The organism is Actinoplanes sp. NPDC024001, assembly GCF_040638955.1.
Lineage (GTDB): Bacteria > Actinomycetota > Actinomycetes > Mycobacteriales > Micromonosporaceae > Actinoplanes.
The window spans coordinates 57,814-77,904 of record NZ_JBEZZB010000019.1 but is presented as its reverse complement, the minus strand read 5'-3'; the positions used below and the strand labels follow the sequence as shown (position 1 = coordinate 77,904).

The following is a 20,091-nucleotide window of genomic DNA, read 5'->3' as shown; positions in this document are numbered from 1 at the left end:
CATGTCTGACGAAGCCACGACCGACCTCGCCCTTCTCGCCGGCGATCCAGCCGGTCCGGGCCCGGCCCGGCTGGAGGCGCTCGTCGTGCGGCTGCGGACCGTCGAGCAGCAGCGCGACGCCTGGCAGACCCGCTGCGCGGGCCTGGCCGGCGAGCGGGACCAGGAGCGCGAGGCCGTCCGCCGGCTGCGGGCCAGCGGTTCCTACCGGCTCGGGCGTACGTTGGTGACCTTCGCCCGGGACCCGCTGCACTCCTCGCCGCGCCTGCTGCGCCGCCTGGTCGGCCGGATGCGCCGCCGGGCCCCGGCGAAGCCGCGACGTGCCAAGGTCGCCGCTCCCGCGCTCCCCACCCACCTGTACGTGGCGATCGGCCTGCGCCTGCCGGCCCTGCGCTCGTTCGTGCTGGCGGTGCAGCGGCGCCTGCTCGTCGAGCCGGACCACCGGGCCGTGGTGCTCACCGACGACCCGGCGTTCTCGCTGCTGCGCGGGTCCGGGCTGGTCATCGAGTACCTGCCGGACCGGCAGACCTGGCACCGGCACCGGCCGGACCGGCCGTGGGACGGGGTGCTCGCCGAGCGGCTGGCGCGGCTCTCCCGGGAGCACGCCGCCGCCCAGGTGATCTTCATCGATCCGGATCACCCGCCCACGCTGGCCGATCTGCTGCGGCAGCACGACACAACCATGCCGGTCCAGCGGTCGTTGCAGCAGTCGTGACCACTGAAACCGTGACACTTCCTCAGCAACCGGACAAAGCTTCCGGGCTGCGCGAACGGCCGTCCGGACCGTCGCCGGACGCCGGCCGGCGGCTCTGGGGACACGTCCTGCGCCGGTGCGTCCTGGTGCCGCTGATCGTGCTGGTGCCGCTGATCGCCGTCGCGCCCCGCGGCGACCACCGGTTCAACCTCTACTGGCACGGCGGGATGTTCCGCGACGAACCGTGGCGGATCGTCTCGCACACCGTCGCGACCGGGGAGACCTACCTGCGGCTGGGGAACTTCCGGCCGCTCGGGCGGATGCTGGAGAAGTCGCTGGACCTGCTCGCCTTCGCCGGCACCCAGCTGCTGCACCTGCCGGCGAACGTCACGTTGCGCCTGGTCACGCTGGGCGCGGCGATGCTGCTGACCGGGGCGGTGGTGCTCTTCGCGGAGAGCGTGCTGACCCGCGGGCGGCTCTTCGCCACCCCGCCGTCCACGGTGGCGCTGCTGCTGCCGTACGGGATCGGGGCCGGGTTCGTCGCCGCCGGGCGCAACAGCACCACGACCCTGTTCGGCGGGCTCTACCTGAGCACGGCGGCCCTGGTCCTGCTGGTCGCGGTCGCGGCCTGCCGGCTGGAACGCCTGCGCTGGTGGCACGCCGTGCTGGCGGTCTCGGCGGGCGGCGGGCTCGCGGTCTTCAACGAGCCGGCCTACTTCGCCGTGCCGCTGGCCACGGTCGCGGTGCTGGCCCGCGGACGGTTCGTCCTCGGCCAGGACGTCCGGCGCCTGCTCGGATCGGCCGGGGTACGGCTGTGCGCGCTGCTCTGGGCCGGTTTCCTGCCGGTGTTCGCGGTCGTGCGGTGGATCATCCGGGGTTACTGCGCGGACGGGAGCTGCTATCACGGCTCGGATCTGGCGATCGACGGGCGCGGGCTGCTCGTGCTGCCGGCCCGGATGCTGGCCTGGCTGCCCCCGGCGCAGTGGCAGGCGGCCACCACCAAGTCCGGGACCTGGCTGTGGGGAGTCCTGCCGGTCGCCGCGCTCCTGCTGCTGACGGTGCTCGCCCTCCGTACGGTCAAGAATCTGCCTGCCGCCGGCCGGCCGCCCGGGCGGGCACTCGCGGGTCTGGCCCTGGCCGCCCTCGCCCTGCTCGCCTTCGGCGCACTGCCCGCCGCGCTCAGCGTGGAGGTGCACACCAACCTCACCGGCGGCGCCCTCTGGACCGAGGGCTGGCGGGACTCGGCGACCACCGCGCCGGCCGGCATGCTGCTCGCCGTCGTGCTGCTGGTGCTGCTCACCCGCGGCGGGCGCCGCAGCGCCGGGCTCGTCCTGGCCGGCCTGGTGCTCGCCGCGGCCGGCTCGGCCGCGGCCAACCGGGCCTACGCCGAGCAGTCCGCCGGCTGGCAGTCGTCGCACCTGGAGAACCGGATCGCGTACGCGATGAGCGCGTTCGAACGGGGACCCGCCGGTGACGCTCGCCGCTGCGCGCTGCTGGGCGAGGCGCTGCGGCTCAACACCGGCAGACCGTTCCAGCAGCAGCGGTACACCGACTCGCTGAACGTCGCCGCCCGCGCCGTCGCGGGAGTTCCGTTCTGCGAGGTGATCCGGTGACCGGCCCGCTGATCTCGGTGGTGGCGCCGATCTACAACGAGGGCCCCGGCGTCGAGCGCTTCGTCGCCCGCCTCGGCGAGGTGCTCGGCACCGCCGCCCTCCGCTACGAGCTGATCCTCGTCGACGACGGCTCGACCGACGACTCCTGGTCCCGGATCGCCCAGCAGGCACTGCTCGACCCGCGGGTGCACGGGCTGCGGCTGTCGCGCAACTTCGGCAAGGAGGCCGCGCTGCTGGCCGGCCTGGAGCACGCCACCGGCGACGCCGTCGTGGTCATCGACTCCGACCTGCAGCACCCGCCGGCCGCCATCCCGGCCATGGTGCGGCGTTGGCAGGCCGGCGCGCAGGTGGTGGAGGCGGTGAAGCGGAACCGGACCGGGCAGTCGCTCGGCAACCGGCTCAGCGCCCGGCTGTTCAACAAGGCGTTCACCGGCCTCACCAAGGTGGACCTGGTCGACGCCACCGACTTCCGGCTGCTCGGCCGCCCGGCTCTGGACGCGCTGCGGCGGATGCCCGAGCACTCGTCGTTCTTCCGCGGCACCAGCAGCTGGATCGGCTTCACCCGGGCCACCGTCGAGGTGGACATCGACCACCGCGAGGGCGGCGCCTCCCGCTGGACCCTGCGCGGCCTGTTCCGCCTCGCGGTCAACGGCCTGACCTCGTTCACCTCGGCGCCGCTGCACATGGTGACCCTGGCCGGGCTGAGCTTCGCCCTCTTCTCCCTGGTGCTCGGCGTGCAGACGCTGGTGCGCTGGGTCAGCGGCGGCTCGGTGGCTGGCTTCACCACGGTGATCCTGCTGCTGCTGGTGACCGGCACGTTCGTCCTGATCGGCCTCGGCGTGATCGGGGAGTACCTGGCCCGGATCCACGAGGAGGTCCGGGGCCGGCCGCGCTACCTGATCCAGGAGCGGGTCACCGCGCCGGCCGAGTCCGCGGTGCCCGAGCAGTGGGTCGTCGAGCAGCGTGCCGAGCGCTGACCTCGCGCGCCTGGCCCGGTACGCGATCAGCGGCGGCCTGAGCGCCCTCACCCACTTCAGCGTCGGGCTGGCCGGCACCGGGCTGCTGCGCCTGTCGCCGGTGCCCGCCTCCACCGCCGGGTTCGCCGCCAGCGTCGTGGTGTCCTACCTGCTGCAGCACGCCTGGGTGTTCCGTTCCGGTGCCGGGCACGCGGTCGCCGGGCCGCGATTCCTCACCGTCACCGCGGCGGCCCTGGCCCTGAACACGGTGGTCCTCTGGCTGGGCGCGGATGTGCTCGACGGCCCGTACCCGGTGGTACAGGCCGTCGCGCTGGTGCTGATCCCGGTGCTGAACTACGCCCTCAACTCCCGCTGGACCTTCACAGGCGGTGCGCCTCGCGTACCGAGGTGACGCCGCGGGTGTCGAAGAAGCGCTTGGAGATCCGGGCCAGGTGGTCGGCGTCGTACTCGCGGTGGTTCTGCACCAGGATGACCAGGTCGGCCGAGGCGGCCGCGCCCTCCAGGTCGTCGGTGCGCTCCACCGGCACGCCGCCCACGTCCCAGGTGCGCACGTGCGGGTCGTGGTAGGCCACCGTGGCGCCGAGCGCGGCCAGATGCCGGGCCAGCGGCGCGGCGGGCGACTCCCGCTGGTCGGCGATGTTCGCCTTGTACGTGATCCCGAGCAGCAGAATCGTCGCACCGCGGACCGCCTGGCCGTCGGCGTTGAGCAGGTTCTGGGCACGCCGGGCCACGTACGCCGGCATCGTGGTGTTGATCTCCTGGGCCAGCTCCACGAACCGGAACGGGTAACCGAGCTTGCTGCGCACGTTGTGGCTCAGGTAGTTCGGGTCGATCGGGATGCAGTGCCCGCCCACCCCCGGCCCCGGGTAGAACGCCTGGAACCCGAACGGCTTGGTGGACGCCGCGTGGATCACGTCCCAGAGGTCGATGTCGAGCTCGTGGCAGAACCGCGCCATCTCGTTGACCAGCGCGATGTTGACGTGCCGGTAGGTGTTCTCCAGCAGCTTGGCGGTCTCCGCCTCCCGGGTCGACCGGGTCCGCACCACCGTCTCGACGAACCGGCCGTAGAACCGCTCGGCCACGTCGGTGCAGGCCGGGGTGTAACCGCCGACCACCTTCGGGGTGTTGTGGGCGCCGAACGTCTCGTTGCCCGGGTCGATCCGCTCCGGTGAGAACGCCAGGTGGAAGTCGATTCCGGCGGTCAGCCCGGAGAGCTGCTCCAGCCGGGGCCGCACCACCTCGTCGGTGGTCCCCGGATAGGTGGTGGACTCCAGCACCACCAGCATGCCCGGCCGCAGGTTGCGCCCGATCGCCGAGGTGGCGCCGACGACCGCCCGCAGATCCGGGCCGTCGCCCTCGGAGAGCGGGGTCGGCACGCAGATCACCGCGGTACGCGCCCGCGCGATCAACGTCTCGTCGGTGGTCGGCTGGAAACCGCCGGACAGCATCGCGTCCACGTCCGCGTCGCTCAGGTCGTCCACGTGCGAACGGCCGGCGCCGAGCGCCCGTACGACGGTCTCGTCGACGTCGAAGCCGAGCACCGACATGCCGGCCCGGATCGCCTGCTGCGCCAGCGGCAGCCCGACGTACCCGAGTCCGAGGATGACGACGTCGTAGCTCAAGGCAGAACTCCTTTGCTGGATGAAACGGTCAGGCCACCGGTGGCAGAGCCACGTCACTGGGTGGGAGAGGCTGGCGGGGAGCGGTGAGCGGCCGGGGGACGGCGGTCGTTCCGGGCCGGGGCCGGCGCAGCTCGAAGGGCGACTGGAACGGCAGGTAGGTCGGCAGGAACTCGGCGAGCAGCGCCTCCTGGTCGGCGACCGCCGCACTGTCCGCGTCCACGTCGTTGAGGCAGAACGCGTCGACGTTGCGGTGCCGCAGCAGCCGGGCCAGCCGCAACGGCGTGGTCGGCTGGGCCAGGTCGGTGTAGAGGTACTGGATCCGGCCGGGCGCCGCCCGCCCGGTCAGGTACGCGTAGTACTGCTGCAGCGAGGAGAGCAGCGAGATGTCGTCCGGGTGCCGGAACTGGTGCCCCGCGGTGGCCGCGACGTGGTCGGCGAAACGCTGCTCGATCTCGGTCAGCACGCTGCGCCGCGACGGGTGCGGGGTGTGCATCATCTTGCGGGTCAGCACCCGGCCGAAGGTCTGCTCGATCAGCCGGCGGTTGTTCTTGGCGGCCGAGTCGGCCGGCCGGTCGGCGGGCCCGCGCGGCGCGGCGTCCACCCGTGCCGTGGACGGGAAGAACTTGGTCAGCCCGCCCGGTGTGAAGAAAAGATCGGGAGTGACCGGGCGCCCGAGGATCACGTCGTCGTTGAGGTAGAGGAAATGCTCGGCCAGCCCCGGAATCCGGTGCAGCCGCGACTCGATGGCCTGGGAGTTGAAGGTGGGCAGGGTGCCGGTGTCCCCGAAGATCTCCTGGTGGCTGACCACGGTGAGCCGGGGATGACTCAGGTCCAGCCAGCCCGGCACCTGGTCGTCGGTGACCAGGAAGACCCGGCGTACCCAGGGGGCGAAACTGTGCAGGGCGCGCAGCGAGTAGCGCAGTTCGTCGCGGCTGGCGTACCGGGAGTCGTTGGCGGCCTGCCCGCTGATCTCGCCGACCCAGGTGTTCTCGGCCAGGGCCCGGGCCTTGCGGCGCTGCCAGGCCGGGTCGCTGCCGTCCACCCAGGTGTAGACCACGTCGATCGGGAAGTCGATCCGGTCCGGGTCGACCGCGGTGAACACCCGGCGGGTGCGGTATCCGGTCACGTCGTCGGGGGCGCTGAACGGGCCGAAGACCGGCTCCGGGGCGACCACGGCGGGCTCGTCGACCGCGATCGAATCGGTCACCGGATTGCGGCGCGGCGCCCGCAGGCGGCCCTCCGCCTCCCGCCAGAACTCGACCTCGCAGGCGTACTCCGGGCCGAGCAGCATGCTGCCGCGGGGATCGGTGACCGGCCAGCAGACGGCCACCACGCCGGGCGTGTCCCGCCGTCGCCCGGCCCGGCCCACCCGCCGCAGCAGCCCGTGATCGTCCGCGACCAGATCCTGGAGCAGCCGCATGACCCGGTCCCGGTCGGCCTCGTGGACGGCGACGGCGGTGCGCACCGGGATCCGCGTCGGCACCCGGAACCAGTCGATGCCGGCCAGGTCGAGAGCCTGGGCGACCCGGTCCAGGTTGCGGCGGCGCACCTCGACCGGCCCGGTCGCGGGCTCCACCCGCGCGGTCACCGGCCGCTTCCCGGTACGGACCCGCAGCGTGGTCGCGCCGGTCCGGTCCCGCAACCGGGCCGGGCCGAGCGGCATCAGGGTGCGGGCGATGCGCAGGCGCCGGTCGGGCGCAACCCGTGGCAGGACACGTTCCTCGACCGCCTCGAAGACCCGTCGCCGGACCGACCACGGGGTCAGTCGCAGGATCTGCCGCAGGGTCACGCCGTCGTCCTTTCGCCGCGCGTCCATCGGAGCCTTAACGTCACGGCTGAGACGGAAGTTGCGGTCTATATCAGGAGTTGCACCCTTTAACTGCGGTATACGCGTTTCAGGGGCGTCTTGCGGCGGTTTGCGGCACGGCCACCCTTAGGGGGCCGGATCGGGGTCACGGCCGATGCGGGGCCTTGCGCGGGCGCGGCATGGTGGAAAGCGGCGACGACGCGACGACGGCGGGAGGCCGCGATGGGCAAGGCAGTGGCGTATCTGGTAGCACTACTCGCCGGGGTGGTCGTGGTGGGCTGGGTCGTCAGCTCGCTGATCGGGCCGTTCCTCTTCTACCTGATCGTGGGCGCGATCGCGGTCGGCGGCGGGCTCTACGTCTACGGCAAACTGAAGAAGTCGATCGCCCCGGGGACGCGCACCCAGCGGCGCATCGAAGCGGCGGCGAAGACCTACCGCATGCGGAACCAGTGAGGTTCGAGCGGTGCGGCTAGGCTTGCGGTCGACGCCGATACTTACGACCACCAGGAAGCCACACCGTGTTTGACACCTTGAGTGACCGCCTGTCCGGGATCTTCACCAAGCTCCGCGGCAAGGGTCGGCTCACCGATGCCGACATCGATGCCACCGCGCGCGAGATCCGTCTCGCGCTGCTGGAGGCGGACGTCGCGCTGCCGGTGGTCAAGGCGTTCATCGCCAACCTCAAGGAGCGGGCGCGCGGCGCCGAGGTCTCGCAAGCCCTCAACCCCGCGCAGCAGATCATCAAGATCGTCCACGAGGAGCTCATCAACATCCTCGGTGGCGAGGGGCGGCGGCTGCAGTTCGCCAAGCAGCCGCCCACCGTCATCATGCTGGCCGGTCTGCAGGGTTCCGGTAAGACGACGCTCGCCGGCAAGCTCTCCCGCTGGCTCAAGGGCCAGGGTCACCAGCCGCTGCTGGTCGCCTGTGACCTCCAGCGGCCCAACGCGGTCAACCAGCTGCAGGTGCTCGCCGGCCGCGCCGGGGTGGACGTCTACGCCCCGCAGCCCGGCAACGGCGTCGGCGACCCGGTCCAGGTCGCGCGCGACTCGATCGAGCACGCCCGGCGGACGGCGAAGGACATCGTCATCGTCGACACCGCCGGCCGCCTCGGCATCGACGCCGAGATGATGCAGCAGGCCGCCGACATCCGCGCCGCGGTCAACCCCGACGAGGTCATCTTCGTCATCGACGCGATGGTCGGCCAGGACGCGGTGCAGACCGCCGAGGCGTTCCGCGACGGCGTCGGCATCACCGGCGTGGTCCTCTCCAAGCTCGACGGTGACGCCCGCGGTGGCGCCGCGCTCTCCGTCCGGCAGGTCACCGGCCAGCCGATCCTGTTCGCCTCCACCGGTGAGAAACTCGAGGACTTCGACCTCTTCCACCCGGACCGGATGGCCAGCCGGATCCTCGGCATGGGTGACGTGCTGACCCTCATCGAGCAGGCCGAGCAGGCCTTCGACGAGGACCAGAAAGAGAAGATGACCAGCAAGCTGCTCGGTGGCGAGCAGTTCACGCTGGAGGACTTCCTGGACCAGCTGATCGCGGTCCGGCGGATGGGCCCGATCGCCAACATCCTCGGCATGATGCCCGGGATGAACCAGCTCAAGGGCCAGCTCGACGAGTTGGACGACAGCCACTTCGACCGGGTCACCGCGATCATCCGCTCGATGACCCCGGGCGAGCGCACCAACCCGAAGATCATCAACGCCTCGCGCCGGCTGCGCATCGCGAACGGTTCCGGCGTCACCGTGATGGACGTCAACCAGCTGCTCAACCGCTTCGCCGACGCGCAGAAGATGATGAAGCAGATGACCGGCATGATGGGCCTGCCGGGCAGCCGCCGCAGCGCGACGAAGAGCTCGAAGAACAAGCGCAAGGGCAAGAAGGGCGGCTCGCAGCGCCCCGCCGGGCGGATGCCCGCCGGCTTCCCGGGCGGCGGCATGCCGCAGCTCCCGCCGGGCCTCGACCCGAACGCCCTGGGCGGCGCGCAGGGCGGCGGCATGCCGCCGGGCTTCAAGCTGCCGAAGCTCGACTTCAACAAGCTGAGCAAGCCGAAGGACGACAACCGCTGATCCGCCTGACCGGAGACGTTCGGGTGTGCCGGGCGGTGGCCCGGCCGGGCGGCTGAACGGTTGATCAGGTAGGACTGTTCCATGGCGTTGCATGTGCGTGGGACGGCCCTGCCCGACGGTGAGGTCCGGGACATCTGGCTGGTCGGCGACCGGGTCACCTTCGAACCGGTGGCCGATGCCGAGACGATCAGCGACGGCGGCTGGATCCTGCCGGGCCTGGTGGACGCCCACTGTCACCTCGGCATCGCCCCCGGGGCCAAGCCGATCGAGAGTCTCGATCAGGCCCGTGAGCTGGCGGCACAGGACCGCGACGCGGGTGTCCTGGCGATTCGGGACGCCGGTTCGCCGTACCCGTACCCCGAATTGGACGACGAACCGGGCGTGCCGCGCCTCGCCCGGGCCGGGCGGCACGTGGCCGCGCCGCGCCGCTATCTGCGCGACATCGGCGTCGAGGTGATGGGCGAGGAGGTCGCGAAAGCGGTCACCGCGCAGGCGAAAGCCGGCACCGGCTGGGTGAAGCTGGTCGGCGACTGGATCGACCGGGACCGGGGTGACCTGGCGCCGAGCTGGGACGCGGCGACGATGGCCGCGGCGGTCGAGGCCGCGCACGCGGCCGGCGCCCGGGCCGCGGTGCACACGTTCTCCGAGGAGGGCGTGGAGATCATGGTGCGGGCCGGGGTGGACTCGGTGGAGCACGGCACCGGACTCTCCCTCGGCCTGATCGACGAGATGGCTCGGCGCGGCACGGCGCTGGTGCCCACGATGATCAACATCCGGACCTTCGGCCGGATCGCCGATGCCGCACGCGGCAAGTTCGACGAGTACGCGGATCACATGATCGCCATGCGCGACCGGTTCCCCTCCGTGGTGCTGGCCGCCCACGAGGCCGGGGTGCCGATCTATGTCGGCACCGACGCGGGCGGCGGCATCGGGCACGGGCTGGCCGCCGAGGAGATGCTCTACCTGCACGAGGCCGGGATCCCGGCGGTCGACGTCCTCGCCGCGGCCTCCTGGCGGGCGCGTGAGTGGCTCGGCTTCCCCGGCCTGGTCGAGGGGGGCCTGGCCGACCTGGTCGTCTACGAGACCGACCCGCGCGCGGACCTGCGAGTGGTCCGCGCGCCGAGCCGCATCGTGCTGAAGGGCCGGGTCATCCGCTGAGGCTCTGTCATCCGCTGAGGCTCCAGATCCGCAGGCCCTCGGAGGTCGGGCAGGCCAGCCGGTCCGGGACGGCCGCGCAGACCCCGATCTGCAGCGGGACCGTGCCGACCCGCTCGGTGTGGCCGTTCGCGACGCGGATCCGCTCGACCTCGCCGGATCCCGCGACCCGCAGCAGCGACTCCGCGGTGAGCCAGGAGACCGCGCTGTCCGGCGCCCGGTAGACCACCTGCCCGTTCCGGTCGTAGAGGGTGCCGGCGCCGCCACCGCCGGTCAGCAGATAGCCGTCGTGCGCCTCGATTCCCTCGGCGCCGTCCGGGCCGGGGACCTCCCAGACCTGCTCCCGTGTCGCCAGGTCGATCGCGGTCACCGTGGTCGTGGCGTCCTGCTTGTCCAGCACGCAGAGCCGGTTCGGGCCGCACAGGTCGGCCTGGCCGAGGGTGTGCCCGCTCTCCCGCTCGGCGATGACCCGGGTGTCCCCGGTACGCAGATCGGTGGCGTGCAGCCGGTAACCGCTCCGGTCCGGCCACGTCTCCTCGCTGATCAGCCATTCCTCGAACGCGGTGATCGTTCCGTTCGCCGCCGCGGCCGGGATGCTGAAGGTCTCGCCCGCCGTGCCGCTGTCCAGGTCCACGACCTGACCCTTTCCGGTCGCGGACACCTGGACCACCCGCTTGCCGGCGAGGTCCTCCTGGCGGATCTCGGTGCCGGATCGCACGGTGACCAGCTTGTCGCCGGCCGTCTCCAGCGACCAGAGCCGCTTGCCGTCCTGCCAGCCGAACGCCTCGATCCGCCGGGTCTGCGCGGACCATCGCACCACCGCTCGGGTCTGCACGGTGAGACCGTCGGCCTCGGAGTAGGGCATCTCCCATCGCAGCCGGCCGTCCGCGGGGTCGTAGACGGAGATCCGGCCTTCGGCGAGCAGCGCGATTCCCTGGCTCATGGCGTAGAGGTGCATGAACGCGTCCGGCTTCGCCGGGCGCTGCGTCTTCCAGGCCTGCGCGCCGGTCCGCAGGTCGGCCGCGAGCAGGTTGACGGTTCCGTCGGCGGCCTGCCAGAGGGTGAAGACCCGTCCGCCGGCGGTCACCGAGTAGTCGACCGTGACCGGGTTGCCGAGGGAGATCGGCGAGCCGACGGCCGACAGGCCCGGTCCGGACGGCGCGACCGTCGAATCCGGCTGCCGGCCGGGGCGGTTCAGCAGCCCGGAGACGCCGGCCGCCACGAGGCACACCGCGACGGCCGCGGCGATCACGGCCCGGTTCCGCCGGCGCTGCCGCCCACGCAGCCGGGCTGCTTCCGGCGGCGCGATCGGGATCGCGTCGGCCTGGCGGCCCAGCCCTTGGAAGAGTTCGTCGAGATCAGTGGGCATCGGACGTTCCCTCCGGCAGCAGAGCGGGTTCGAGCGCGGTCGCCAGGCCGACCCGGCCCCGCGACAGCCACGACTTGACGGTGCCGATCGAGGCGCCGGTCTCCGCGGCGATGTCGGCGACCGAGCGGTCGAGGAGGTAGTGCAGGGCCAGCGCGTTGCGGTGTGCGGCCGGCAACGTCCGCATGGCCCGCACCAGCAGCACGGTGTTCTCCGACGGCGGCGCGACCGGCGGGAGGGGCGGCTCGGCCGCGGCGCGGTCCCGCCGCACGAACAGCCGGCGCCACCGGTCCGTGGAGAGCCGGTTCACCACCAGCCGCAGCCAGGCCTCGGGATCCTCGTAGCCGGACACCCGCCGCCATCGCTGCCAGGCCCGGGCGTAGGCCTCCTGCACCAGGTCCTGGGCTTCGCCGGGGTCGCCGGTGAGCCCGTACGCGTACCGCATCAGCCGCCGGGAGGTGTCCCGGTAGAACCCGTCGAAGTCCATCCATCACCCCGTTCGTCTCCGTTGAGGGACACGGGACGCCCACCCGGCGGGTTGCAGGCCGGCCGAGACTAGGATGCTTCCTCATGGCTCGCGTGCTCACTCCCCGTGCGGAGGACTTTCCCCGCTGGTACCAGGACCTGATCGCCAAGGCGCAGCTCGCCGACAACGGCCCGGTGCGCGGCACCATGGTGATCCGGCCGGTCGGCTACGCGATCTGGGAGCGCATGCAGGCCGACATGGACGCCCGGATCAAGGAGCAGGGCGTTCAGAACGCCTACTTCCCGCTCTTCATCCCGGAGAACTACCTGCGCCGCGAGGCCGACCACGTGGAGGGCTTCTCGCCGGAGCTGGCCGTGGTCACCCACGCCGGCGGCAAGGAGCTCGTCGAGCCGCTCGTCGTCCGTCCCACCAGTGAGACGGTGATCGGCGAGTTCATGGCCAAGTGGGTCGACTCGTACCGTGACCTGCCCCTGCTGCTCAACCAGTGGGCCAACGTGGTCCGGTGGGAGCTGCGCCCGCGGACCTTCCTGCGCACCACCGAGTTCCTCTGGCAGGAGGGGCACACCGCGCACGCCACCGAGGCGGACGCCCGCGAGCACGCCCGCGACATCCACAAGAACGTCTACGAGGCGTTCATGACCGACCTGCTGGCCATCCCGGTCGTGCCCGGCCGCAAGACCAAGGGTGAGCGGTTCGCCGGCGCCACCAACACGATGACCGTCGAGGCCATGATGGGCGACGGCAAGGCGCTGCAGATGGGCACCTCGCACGAGCTGGGCCAGAACTTCGCGAAGGCCTTCGACATCACCTACTCGTCGGCCGAGCGCACCGTCGAGCACGCCTGGACCACCTCCTGGGGCACGTCCACCCGCATGCTCGGCGGTCTGATCATGGTGCACGGCGACGACAACGGGCTGCGGCTTCCGCCGCGCCTCGCGCCGATCCAGGTCCAGATCATGGTGGTCAAGGCAGGCGAGGGCGTCGCGGAGGCAGCGGCCAAGCTGCGCGACGACCTCAAGACCGCCGGCGTACGGGTGAAGCTCGACGACCGTGCCGACATCCCCTTCGGCCGCCGTGCCGTCGACGCGGAACTGCAGGGCATCCCGATCCGCGTCGAGGTCGGCCCGCGGGACCTGGCCAACGGCAACGCCGTGGTCGCCCGCCGGATCGACGGCAGCAAGTCGCCGACCGCCCTGGCCGAGGTCGCGAACGCGGTGGTCGCCGCGTTGAAGGCCGACCAGCAGCGGCTCTACGACGACGCGCTGGCCTTCCGCGAGGAGCGCACGGTCGACGTGAAGACGCTCGGTGAGGCGATCGAGGCGTCCCAGACCGGCTGGGCCCGGGTGCCGTGGTCGGCGGTCGGCGAGGCCGGTGAGAAGGAGGCGAACGGCAAGGCCGTCACGGTCCGCTGCCTGACCCGTCAGGACGGGACGATGCCCGAGTCGGACGAGGAACCGGACCTGGTGGCGTACCTCGGCCGTTCCTACTGACCGTGGGTTTTGATCCGGGCCGGCTCGTCGTCTATCGCAATTTCTCGGCGGGCCGGCTGGTCAACGTCCGGCCCTGCCGGGTGGTCTCCGACGACGAGCGCGGCCTGCTGCTCTGGCTGGCCCCGCACACGCCGATGATCATCGAGGTGGCGGTCGACGGGCGGGGCGTGCGGAACATGCCGTTCGCCGAGTGGGTGACCCTGGAGTACCGTCTCGCCCCGGCCACCTGGTCCGGCCCCGGCATCCTGAAGCTCATCCCGGTCGAGGGTGAGCACTCGGTGTGGTTCTTCCGCACCGCGGACGGCGCCTTCAAGAACTGGTACGTCAACCTGGAGGAGCACGCCGTCCGCTGGGACGACGGTGCCCTGGCCGGCGTCGACGTGGTCGACCAGGACCTCGACATCGAGGTCATGCCGGACCGCTCGTGGCGGTGGAAGGACGAGGACGAGTTCGCCGAGCGGCTCGCCCTGCCCGAGCACTACTGGGTGCCCTCCCCGGACGAGGTCTGGGCGGAGGGCCGGCGGGTGATCAAGAAGATTGAGGCCGGCGACTTCCCCTTCGACGGGACCTGGACCGACTTCCGGCCCGACCCGTCGTGGCCGGTTCCGGCCGAGGTGCCGGCCGGCTGGGACCGTCCCGGGGCACGTTGAGCCCCGGTTGGGCTTCGCGGCCGCTCGTCTGGCAGAATGGCTTGTTGGTATCCGGCATGCGTCAGGCGCCCTCTAACCCCTGATCGCGACGCCAGTCCACGAGGCATCGGTCCCGCATCCCCACGTGGGTTCCGGTCGGCTCAACCCACGCAGTCATCAGGAGCGAATACACCGTGGCCGTTAAGATCCGGCTTCTGCGGATGGGCAAGATCCGCAACCCGCAGTACCGCATCGTCATTGCCGACTCGCGCACCAAGCGTGACGGCCGTGCCATCGAGTACGTCGGCATCTACCAGCCGAAGGAACACCCCTCGGTGATCGAGGTCAAGTCCGACCGCATTCAGTACTGGCTCGGCGTCGGCGCGCAGCCGAGCGAGCCCGTGCAGCGGATCCTGGAGAAGACCGGCGACTGGCAGAAGTTCAAGGGCCTGCCGGCTCCGGCGCCGCTGCTGGTCGCGCCGAGCAAGCAGAGCAAGACCGAGGTGTACGAGGCGGAGGCCAAGGCCGCCGCGGGTCTCGCCGACACCAAGCCGGCTACCGCGCCGAAGTCGAGCAAGAAGGCCGCTGCGCCGGAGGCCGCCGAGGCCAAGCCGGAGCAGACCAAGGCCGTCGACCCGGCCGAGCCGAACCGCGAGGCCGTCGCCGAGACTGCACAGGACCCGGCCGGTGCCGGCGCCGACGCGAGCTGACGGGGCGCTCCGGCCCGCGCTGGAGCACCTCGTCAAGGGCATCGTCGACAACCCGGACGACGTCCGGGTCCGGCTGGTCGACTCGCGCCGCGGCAAGCGGCTCGAGGTCCGCGTGCACCCGGAGGACCTGGGAACGGTCATCGGGCGTGGCGGGCGTACGGCCAAGGCCCTGCGTCAGGTGATCGGCTCGATCGGCGGACGTGGCATCCGCGTAGACATCGTCGACGCGTACTGATCGATGCTGCTCGTCGTCGGCCAGATCGGTAAACCGCACGGCATCCGGGGCGAGGTCTCGGTGGTCGTGCGGACCGACGAGCCCGAGGAACGCTTCACGACCGGGTCGGTGTTCATCACGGAGGTCCCCCGGGACCGCCGGGTGAGCACCGGCCCGGCGGCTGCGCCCGGGGTTCCTTTCGAAGTTCCGGAACAACTCGTTCTCGAGTCGATCCGCTGGCATCAGGGCCGCGGCATCGCCCAGTTCGAGGGCATCCACGACCGCAACGTCGCCGAGGCGATGCGCGGCGTCTACCTCCAGGTGGACAGCGCCGATCTGGCGCCCCCGGAGGATCCCGAGGAGTTCCACGACCACCAGCTCATCGGGCTGCGGGTGGAGTCCGTCGACGGCTCTTCGCTGGGCACCGTGCAGCGCATCGAGCACGCGCCGGCCTCGGATCTGATCGTGCTCGCGAAGTCCGGCGGCGGGACGGCTCTGATCCCGTTCGTCACCGCGATGGTGCCGACCGTGGACCTCGCCGGCGGCCGCGTCGTCGTCGACCTCCCGGAAGGCCTCCTCGATCTGTGAAGGTCGACATCATCTCGATCTTCCCGGAGTACTTCGCGCCGCTCGACCTCTCGCTGGTCGGCAAGGCGCGGACCACCGGGACCCTCGATCTGACCGTGCACGATCTGCGCACCTGGACCTATGACGTGCACCGGACGGTGGACGACAGTCCCTACGGCGGCGGGCCGGGCATGGTGATGCGTCCCGAGCCGTGGGGCGAGGCGCTGGACGCGGTGGCCGGTCCCTCGTCGACGCTGGTGATCCCGTCGCCGGTCGGCAAGCCGTTCAGCCAGGCGGACGCGTACGAGCTGGCCGGGCTGGACCACCTGGTCTTCGCCTGCGGCCGCTACGAGGGCATCGACCAGCGGGTGATCGACGACGCCGCCGACCGGATGCCGGTTCGTGAGGTCTCCCTCGGCGACTACGTGCTCTTCGGCGGCGAGGTCGCGGTGATCGTGATCATGGAGGCGATCACCCGGCTGCTGCCCGGCGTGCTCGGCAACGCCGACTCGCTCACCGAGGAGTCGCACGCCGCCGGCCTGCTGGAGGCCCCGGTCTACACCAAGCCCGCCTCCTGGCGCGGCCGTGACGTGCCCGACGTGCTGCGCTCGGGGGACCACGGCCGGATCGCCCGCTGGCGCCGCGAGCAGAGCCTGCTGCGCACCGCGTCCCGGCGCCCCGACATGTACGCCTCCTACCCGCCCGAGAACCTGGACAAGAAGGACCGGGCGGCGCTCACCGAGGCCGGATTTCAGATCCCGCCTCCGCGTGTGGCAGAGTAGGGAGGTTGCCGTCTCCATCCCGCGCCGTGGGGTGGGACGAGGATCTTCAGGAGTGGCGGAAGATCAGAATCACCCATCCGCGCACCGACTCCCGGTGCGCCTAGTACGACGAGGATGCAGCGATGAACACGCTGGACGCTCTCGACGCCCAGTCGCAGCGCACCGACATTCCCAGCTTCCGCGCCGGTGACACGATCAAGGTGCACGGCCGGGTCGTCGAAGGTAACCGGTCTCGTGTCCAGGTCTTCCAGGGCGTCGTGATCGCCCGCCAGGGCGCCGGCCTGCGGGAGACCTTCAAGGTTCGGAAGATCAGCTTCGGCGTCGGCGTCGAGCGGACCTACCCGATCAACAGCCCGGCGATCGACCGGATCGAGGTCGTCACCCGCGGTGACGTGCGTCGCGCCAAGCTCTACTACCTGCGCGAGCTCCGCGGCAAGAAGGCCAAGATCAAGGAGCTGCGGGAGAAGCAGACCGTCTGATCGACACCGATGCAGCCGGAACGGGCGCGGGCGAACTACGCTTGCGCCTGTGCCGGACGGTTCTGGTGAACCATTCCAGTCCTACCGCCCGTAACTTCCCCTAGCCGGGAAACTCGGGCGGTAGTGCTGTATCCGGGGGCGGTTCGGCCGGCGGACGGCGGGAGATGCGAAGCGTGGAACCGATGGAAGGCTATGGGCCGGCGGCCCGACGGCGTCGATCCGTCATCCGGCGCAAGGAGATGCCACTCTGGCAGGAGCTTCCGCTGCTGCTCGTGGTCGCCTTCTGCCTGGCGGTCCTGATCCGCACCTTCCTGGTCCAGGCCTTCTACATCCCCTCCGGGTCGATGCAGAGCACCCTGGAGATCAAGGACCGGGTCCTGGTCAACAAGGTCGTCTACGACATGCGCGACCCGTTGCGGGGCGAGATCGTGGTCTTCCGCGGCACCGACGACTGGGCGCCCGAGGTGACCGAAGCGGTCAGCAACACCTTCCTGGCGAAACTCGGCCGGACCATCGGCGACCTGGTCGGCGTCAGCCGCCCGGGCGAGCGCGACTTCATCAAACGGGTGATCGGCCTTCCGGGTGACAAGGTCGCCTGCTGCGACGAGCAGGGCCGGATCACGGTCAACGGGGTCGGCATCGACGAGGAGTACATCGCGGAGGGTTTCAACTCCGACCTCTCCCAGCCGCCGATCCCCGGCCAGTGCACCAGCCGCCGGTTCGCCGAGGTCACCGTGCCGCCCGGTCAGATGTTCGTGATGGGCGACCACCGCTCGGTCTCCCAGGACGCCCGCTGCCAGGGTCCGGTGCCGATCGAGAACATCATCGGGCGGGCCTTCGTGGTGGTCTGGCCGAGTGACCGATTCAACAGTCTGAGTGTTCCGGACGTGTGGAAGAAATTCGCCGAGGACCAGCCGACCGCCGCCCCGGCGAGGCCGGATCCGCAGCCCAAAGCCACTCCGATCATCGCCGCGGACGTGCTGCCGCTTCTGATCGGTGTTGTCTTATCCGCGCGTTCCGGCATGTCGTTCGTGACTCGACGACGTAGGCTCCGAGCGTGATTGACGAGCAGACCGAAAAGCGCAGGGGCTCCTTCTGGCGAGAGCTCCCCATTCTGCTGGGTGTGGCGATTCTGGTCGCCGTGCTGGTTCGCGCCTTCGTGCTCCAGACGTTCTACATCCCGTCCCCGTCGATGGAGCACACCCTCAACGTGTGGGACCGGGTGCTCGTCAACAAGCTCGTCTACGACTTCCGCGACCCGCGCCGCGGCGAGATCATCGTCTTCAAGGCGCCCAGCGACTGGCAGTCCGGCGCCGAGGGTGAGGACTTCATCAAGCGGGTCATCGGCACCCCCGGTGACAATATCGTCTGCTGCGACCCGCAGCAGCGCCTGCAGATCAACGGCGTCTCGCTCGACGAGCCGTATATCTACACCGAGGCCGACGGCACCCGGAACCAGGTCGCCGACCAGGAGTTCAACATCACCGTGCCGTCCGGCCGCCTCTGGGTGATGGGCGACCACCGGGAGGCCTCCGGCGACTCCCTCGAGCACTACGAGCAGAGCACGGCCACCGACGAGGCCGGCAAGATCCAGGACGCCACGGTGCCGGTCGACTCGGTGGTCGGGCGCGCGTTCACCATCTTCTGGCCGGCCAGCCGGGCCTCCTGGCTCTCCGCCCCGAAGGAGTACGACGCGATTCCCGACGCCGCCGGTAAGTAGCCGGGTCGCCGGGGCCTCCACGAGCGCAATAGGCTTTGTTCGTGACCGTGATTGACCGGCGCGCCGGCCGCGTCCTCCTCGTCGATCTCGCGGGCCGGGTTCTGCTGCTGCACGGCGGCGATCCGGCCCGGCCCGAGCAGCGGTGGTGGTTCACCGCCGGCGGCGGCCTCGCCGACGGCGAGACCGTGGCCGAGGCGGCGGCTCGTGAGCTGTTCGAGGAGACCGGGCTGCGGGTCTCGCCGGGCGACCTGGGCGAGCCGGTCTGGCACGAGACCACCGAGTTCTCCTACGACGGCCGTGACTACCGCCAGGAGCAGGATTTCTACCTGCTCCGGGTAGCCGACTGGCAGGTCGACACGGCCGGCATGGACGCCGAGGAGAAACTGACCATAACGGAGCACCGGTGGTGGTCGGCCGCCGAGATCGAGGCGAGCACCGAGGAGATCTTCCCGCTCGACCTGGCCGAGCTGCTGCGCCGGTGCACCGCCGTACCCGAGAAGGATCTCTGATGCTGGCCCCGCCCCGCACCGTGGTCCGCCGGGAAGCCGGCCTCTACGCGCTGGAGCAGGCGCTGCAGCGCCGGGGCTTCCGGCACGTGGCCGGCGCCGACGAGGCCGGCCGTGGCGCCTGCGCCGGGCCGCTGGTGGCAGCCGCCGCGATCCTGCCCGAGGGCAAGCGCGGCGAGATCCCCGGGCTGGCCGACTCCAAGCTGCTCACCGCGGCGGCCCGCGAGCGGGTCTACGACCAGGTCGTCGAGCGCGCCCTGGCCTGGTCCGTGATGATCATCCCGCCGACCGAGGTCGACGCGCGCGGCCTGCACGTCTGCAACCTCGCGGCGATGCGCCGCGCGCTCGCCTCGCTCGACACACCCCCGGAGTACGTGTTGACCGACGGTTTCCCGGTCGACGGGCTCGGGGTGCCCGGTCTGGCGGTCTGGAAAGGCGACCGGGTCGCGGCCTGCGTCGCGGCAGCCAGCGTGCTGGCCAAGGTCACCCGGGACCGGCTCATGGTGGAGCTGGACGAGAAGTTCCCGAACTACGGCTTCGCCGTGCACAAGGGCTACATCACCGACGACCACAGCGCCGCGCTGCTGCGCCACGGTCCGTGCGCCGAGCACCGCTTTTCGTACGTGAATGTCGCGGCGGCCTCGGGCCGCGGCAACCGGCCGCCGCGGGCACGCCGCCCGGCGGACCCGGCGGCGATCACGCCGGCGTTGTTCGACGTTTCCGTTACGGAGCCGCTGCTGCTTCCGGAGACGGCTGAGGGTACCGTCGGCGTGGCGTCGGGCGAGCAGCCTCAGCCGTCGCCGTCGGTGGGGGAAGATGAGGCCATGGAGGGCGAGACACGATGAGCGCTGAGGATCTCGAGAAGTACGAGACCGAGATGGAGCTCCAGCTCTACCGGGAGTACCGCGACATCGTCCGCCAGTTCTCCTACGTGGTGGAGACCGAGCGCCGGTTCTACCTGGCCAACCAGGTCGATCTGCACGTGCGCAACTCTGACGGCGAGGTCTACTTCGAGGTCGAGATGCACGACGCCTGGGTCTGGGACATGTACCGTCCGGCTCGGTTCGTGAAGAACGTGCGGGTGATGACGTTCAAGGACGTGAACGTCGAAGAGCTGGAGAAACCGGACATCTCTCTGCCGGATGACGCCGGCTTCGGCGGCTGACGAGTTATCCACAATCCGCGGCTGTCCACAGGGCCGGTC

23 protein-coding genes are annotated in these 20,091 nt (G+C 71.1%); 19 read left to right on the top strand and 4 right to left on the bottom strand.

Going from position 1 to position 20,091, the window contains the following annotated elements:
* Position 1: 1 nt before the first annotated feature.
* From AB0F81_RS10375 to AB0F81_RS10360, 4 genes are read left to right on the top strand one after another with little or no spacing between them, the layout of a single operon-like run.
* On the top strand, positions 2 to 712 hold the full coding sequence (locus tag AB0F81_RS10375; RefSeq protein ID WP_360194110.1) for a hypothetical protein: 711 nt from the start codon (positions 2 to 4) through the stop codon (positions 710 to 712).
* 11 nt (positions 713 to 723) lie between these two features.
* Entirely contained in the window at positions 724 to 2,304 is a 1,581-nt protein-coding gene (locus AB0F81_RS10370) for a hypothetical protein (RefSeq protein ID WP_360194108.1), read from the top strand.
* Positions 2,301 to 3,281: a glycosyltransferase family 2 protein gene (locus AB0F81_RS10365; RefSeq protein ID WP_360194105.1), complete on the top strand. Its 981-nt coding sequence runs from the start codon at positions 2,301 to 2,303 to the stop codon at positions 3,279 to 3,281. The genes AB0F81_RS10370 and AB0F81_RS10365 overlap by 4 nt, the downstream gene beginning before the upstream one ends.
* Positions 3,268 to 3,672 (top strand): GtrA family protein, encoded by a 405-nt coding sequence (locus AB0F81_RS10360; protein ID WP_360194102.1) that lies wholly within the window; start codon positions 3,268 to 3,270, stop codon positions 3,670 to 3,672. Before AB0F81_RS10365 ends, AB0F81_RS10360 begins: the two co-directional genes overlap by 14 nt.
* Here the strand turns inward: AB0F81_RS10360 and AB0F81_RS10355 are convergent.
* Both AB0F81_RS10355 and AB0F81_RS10350 read right to left on the bottom strand, forming a co-directional pair.
* Positions 3,641 to 4,903 carry a nucleotide sugar dehydrogenase gene (locus AB0F81_RS10355; protein WP_360194099.1) on the bottom strand — a complete coding sequence of 421 codons (1,263 nt, stop codon included), beginning with the start codon at positions 4,901 to 4,903 and terminating at the stop codon, positions 3,641 to 3,643. The two genes, AB0F81_RS10360 and AB0F81_RS10355, sit on opposite strands and share 32 nt — an antisense overlap.
* 28 nt (positions 4,904 to 4,931) lie before the next feature.
* Positions 4,932 to 6,719, bottom strand: coding sequence for a stealth family protein (locus AB0F81_RS10350; RefSeq protein ID WP_360194096.1), 1,788 nt, complete (start codon positions 6,717 to 6,719; stop codon positions 4,932 to 4,934).
* A 213-nt stretch (positions 6,720 to 6,932) separates the two neighbouring features.
* Between AB0F81_RS10350 and AB0F81_RS10345 the strand changes: the two genes are divergently transcribed.
* From AB0F81_RS10345 to AB0F81_RS10335, 3 genes are all read left to right on the top strand, one after another.
* Positions 6,933 to 7,163, top strand: a complete 231-nt coding sequence (locus tag AB0F81_RS10345) for a hypothetical protein (protein ID WP_360194093.1) — start codon at positions 6,933 to 6,935, stop codon at positions 7,161 to 7,163.
* Between the two features lie 65 nt (positions 7,164 to 7,228).
* Positions 7,229 to 8,782, top strand: a complete 1,554-nt coding sequence (ffh, locus tag AB0F81_RS10340) for a signal recognition particle protein (RefSeq protein WP_360194090.1) — start codon at positions 7,229 to 7,231, stop codon at positions 8,780 to 8,782.
* An 81-nt stretch (positions 8,783 to 8,863) separates the two neighbouring features.
* Positions 8,864 to 9,940 (top strand): amidohydrolase family protein, encoded by a 1,077-nt coding sequence (locus tag AB0F81_RS10335; protein ID WP_360194088.1) that lies wholly within the window; start codon positions 8,864 to 8,866, stop codon positions 9,938 to 9,940.
* Positions 9,941 to 9,947: 7 nt separating this feature from the next.
* On the opposite strand, the gene AB0F81_RS10330 is transcribed toward AB0F81_RS10335, so the two are convergent.
* A complete protein-coding gene (locus AB0F81_RS10330; protein WP_360194085.1) occupies positions 9,948 to 11,306 on the bottom strand; it encodes a PQQ-binding-like beta-propeller repeat protein in 1,359 nt (452 codons plus the stop codon).
* Positions 11,296 to 11,790 (bottom strand): SigE family RNA polymerase sigma factor, encoded by a 495-nt coding sequence (locus tag AB0F81_RS10325; protein ID WP_360194082.1) that lies wholly within the window; start codon positions 11,788 to 11,790, stop codon positions 11,296 to 11,298. The genes AB0F81_RS10330 and AB0F81_RS10325 overlap by 11 nt, the downstream gene beginning before the upstream one ends.
* An 83-nt stretch (positions 11,791 to 11,873) precedes the next feature.
* On the opposite strand from AB0F81_RS10325, the gene proS reads away from it, so the two are divergent.
* From proS to AB0F81_RS10265, 12 genes are all read left to right on the top strand, one after another.
* Positions 11,874 to 13,280 carry a proline--tRNA ligase gene (gene proS, locus AB0F81_RS10320; RefSeq protein ID WP_360194079.1) on the top strand — a complete coding sequence of 469 codons (1,407 nt, stop codon included), beginning with the start codon at positions 11,874 to 11,876 and terminating at the stop codon, positions 13,278 to 13,280.
* Positions 13,281 to 13,282: 2 nt separating this feature from the next.
* A complete protein-coding gene (locus AB0F81_RS10315; protein WP_360194076.1) occupies positions 13,283 to 13,930 on the top strand; it encodes a DUF402 domain-containing protein in 648 nt (215 codons plus the stop codon).
* A gap of 173 nt (positions 13,931 to 14,103) precedes the next feature.
* Positions 14,104 to 14,619, top strand: coding sequence for a 30S ribosomal protein S16 (gene rpsP, locus AB0F81_RS10310; protein WP_360194073.1), 516 nt, complete (start codon positions 14,104 to 14,106; stop codon positions 14,617 to 14,619).
* Positions 14,597 to 14,854, top strand: coding sequence for an RNA-binding protein (locus AB0F81_RS10305; RefSeq protein ID WP_014447131.1), 258 nt, complete (start codon positions 14,597 to 14,599; stop codon positions 14,852 to 14,854). The genes rpsP and AB0F81_RS10305 overlap by 23 nt, the downstream gene beginning before the upstream one ends.
* Before the next feature lie 6 nt (positions 14,855 to 14,860).
* Positions 14,861 to 15,421, top strand: a complete 561-nt coding sequence (gene rimM / locus AB0F81_RS10300) for a ribosome maturation factor RimM (protein WP_360194141.1) — start codon at positions 14,861 to 14,863, stop codon at positions 15,419 to 15,421.
* A complete protein-coding gene (gene trmD, locus AB0F81_RS10295; RefSeq protein WP_360194068.1) occupies positions 15,418 to 16,182 on the top strand; it encodes a tRNA (guanosine(37)-N1)-methyltransferase TrmD in 765 nt (254 codons plus the stop codon). Before rimM ends, trmD begins: the two co-directional genes overlap by 4 nt.
* Before the next feature lie 122 nt (positions 16,183 to 16,304).
* On the top strand, positions 16,305 to 16,661 hold the full coding sequence (rplS, locus tag AB0F81_RS10290) for a 50S ribosomal protein L19 (RefSeq protein ID WP_328461508.1): 357 nt from the start codon (positions 16,305 to 16,307) through the stop codon (positions 16,659 to 16,661).
* Positions 16,662 to 16,825: 164 nt separating this feature from the next.
* A complete protein-coding gene (gene lepB, locus AB0F81_RS10285; RefSeq protein ID WP_360194064.1) occupies positions 16,826 to 17,722 on the top strand; it encodes a signal peptidase I in 897 nt (298 codons plus the stop codon).
* The gene (lepB, locus tag AB0F81_RS10280) at positions 17,719 to 18,381 is read left to right on the top strand and encodes a signal peptidase I (RefSeq protein ID WP_360194061.1); all 663 of its coding nucleotides are present in this window, start codon (positions 17,719 to 17,721) and stop codon (positions 18,379 to 18,381) included. The genes lepB (AB0F81_RS10285) and lepB (AB0F81_RS10280) overlap by 4 nt, the downstream gene beginning before the upstream one ends.
* Before the next feature lie 41 nt (positions 18,382 to 18,422).
* Entirely contained in the window at positions 18,423 to 18,890 is a 468-nt protein-coding gene (locus tag AB0F81_RS10275) for an NUDIX domain-containing protein (RefSeq protein WP_360194059.1), read from the top strand.
* A complete protein-coding gene (locus tag AB0F81_RS10270) occupies positions 18,890 to 19,732 on the top strand; it encodes a ribonuclease HII (protein WP_360194057.1) in 843 nt (280 codons plus the stop codon). The genes AB0F81_RS10275 and AB0F81_RS10270 overlap by 1 nt, the downstream gene beginning before the upstream one ends.
* Entirely contained in the window at positions 19,729 to 20,052 is a 324-nt protein-coding gene (locus AB0F81_RS10265) for a DUF2469 domain-containing protein (protein ID WP_014447123.1), read from the top strand. Before AB0F81_RS10270 ends, AB0F81_RS10265 begins: the two co-directional genes overlap by 4 nt.
* Positions 20,053 to 20,091: the final 39 nt, after the last annotated feature.

What these genes read in the sequence shown, in the direction of transcription:
- proS (WP_360194079.1), top strand. Translation starts at nt 11,874, where the DNA reads ATGGCTCGCGTGCTCACTCCCCGTGCGGAGGACTTTCCCCGCTGGTAC.
- AB0F81_RS10265 (WP_014447123.1), top strand. Translation starts at nt 19,729, where the DNA reads ATGAGCGCTGAGGATCTCGAGAAGTACGAGACCGAGATGGAGCTCCAG.
- AB0F81_RS10325 (WP_360194082.1), bottom strand. Translation starts at nt 11,790, where the DNA reads ATGGACTTCGACGGGTTCTACCGGGACACCTCCCGGCGGCTGATGCGG.
- AB0F81_RS10270 (WP_360194057.1), top strand. Translation starts at nt 18,890, where the DNA reads ATGCTGGCCCCGCCCCGCACCGTGGTCCGCCGGGAAGCCGGCCTCTAC.
- AB0F81_RS10350 (WP_360194096.1), bottom strand. Translation starts at nt 6,719, where the DNA reads ATGGACGCGCGGCGAAAGGACGACGGCGTGACCCTGCGGCAGATCCTG.
- AB0F81_RS10330 (WP_360194085.1), bottom strand. Translation starts at nt 11,306, where the DNA reads ATGCCCACTGATCTCGACGAACTCTTCCAAGGGCTGGGCCGCCAGGCC.
- AB0F81_RS10335 (WP_360194088.1), top strand. Translation starts at nt 8,864, where the DNA reads ATGGCGTTGCATGTGCGTGGGACGGCCCTGCCCGACGGTGAGGTCCGG.
- rplS (WP_328461508.1), top strand. Translation starts at nt 16,305, where the DNA reads ATGAACACGCTGGACGCTCTCGACGCCCAGTCGCAGCGCACCGACATT.
- AB0F81_RS10345 (WP_360194093.1), top strand. Translation starts at nt 6,933, where the DNA reads ATGGGCAAGGCAGTGGCGTATCTGGTAGCACTACTCGCCGGGGTGGTC.
- AB0F81_RS10375 (WP_360194110.1), top strand. Translation starts at nt 2, where the DNA reads ATGTCTGACGAAGCCACGACCGACCTCGCCCTTCTCGCCGGCGATCCA.
- lepB (WP_360194064.1), top strand. Translation starts at nt 16,826, where the DNA reads ATGCGAAGCGTGGAACCGATGGAAGGCTATGGGCCGGCGGCCCGACGG.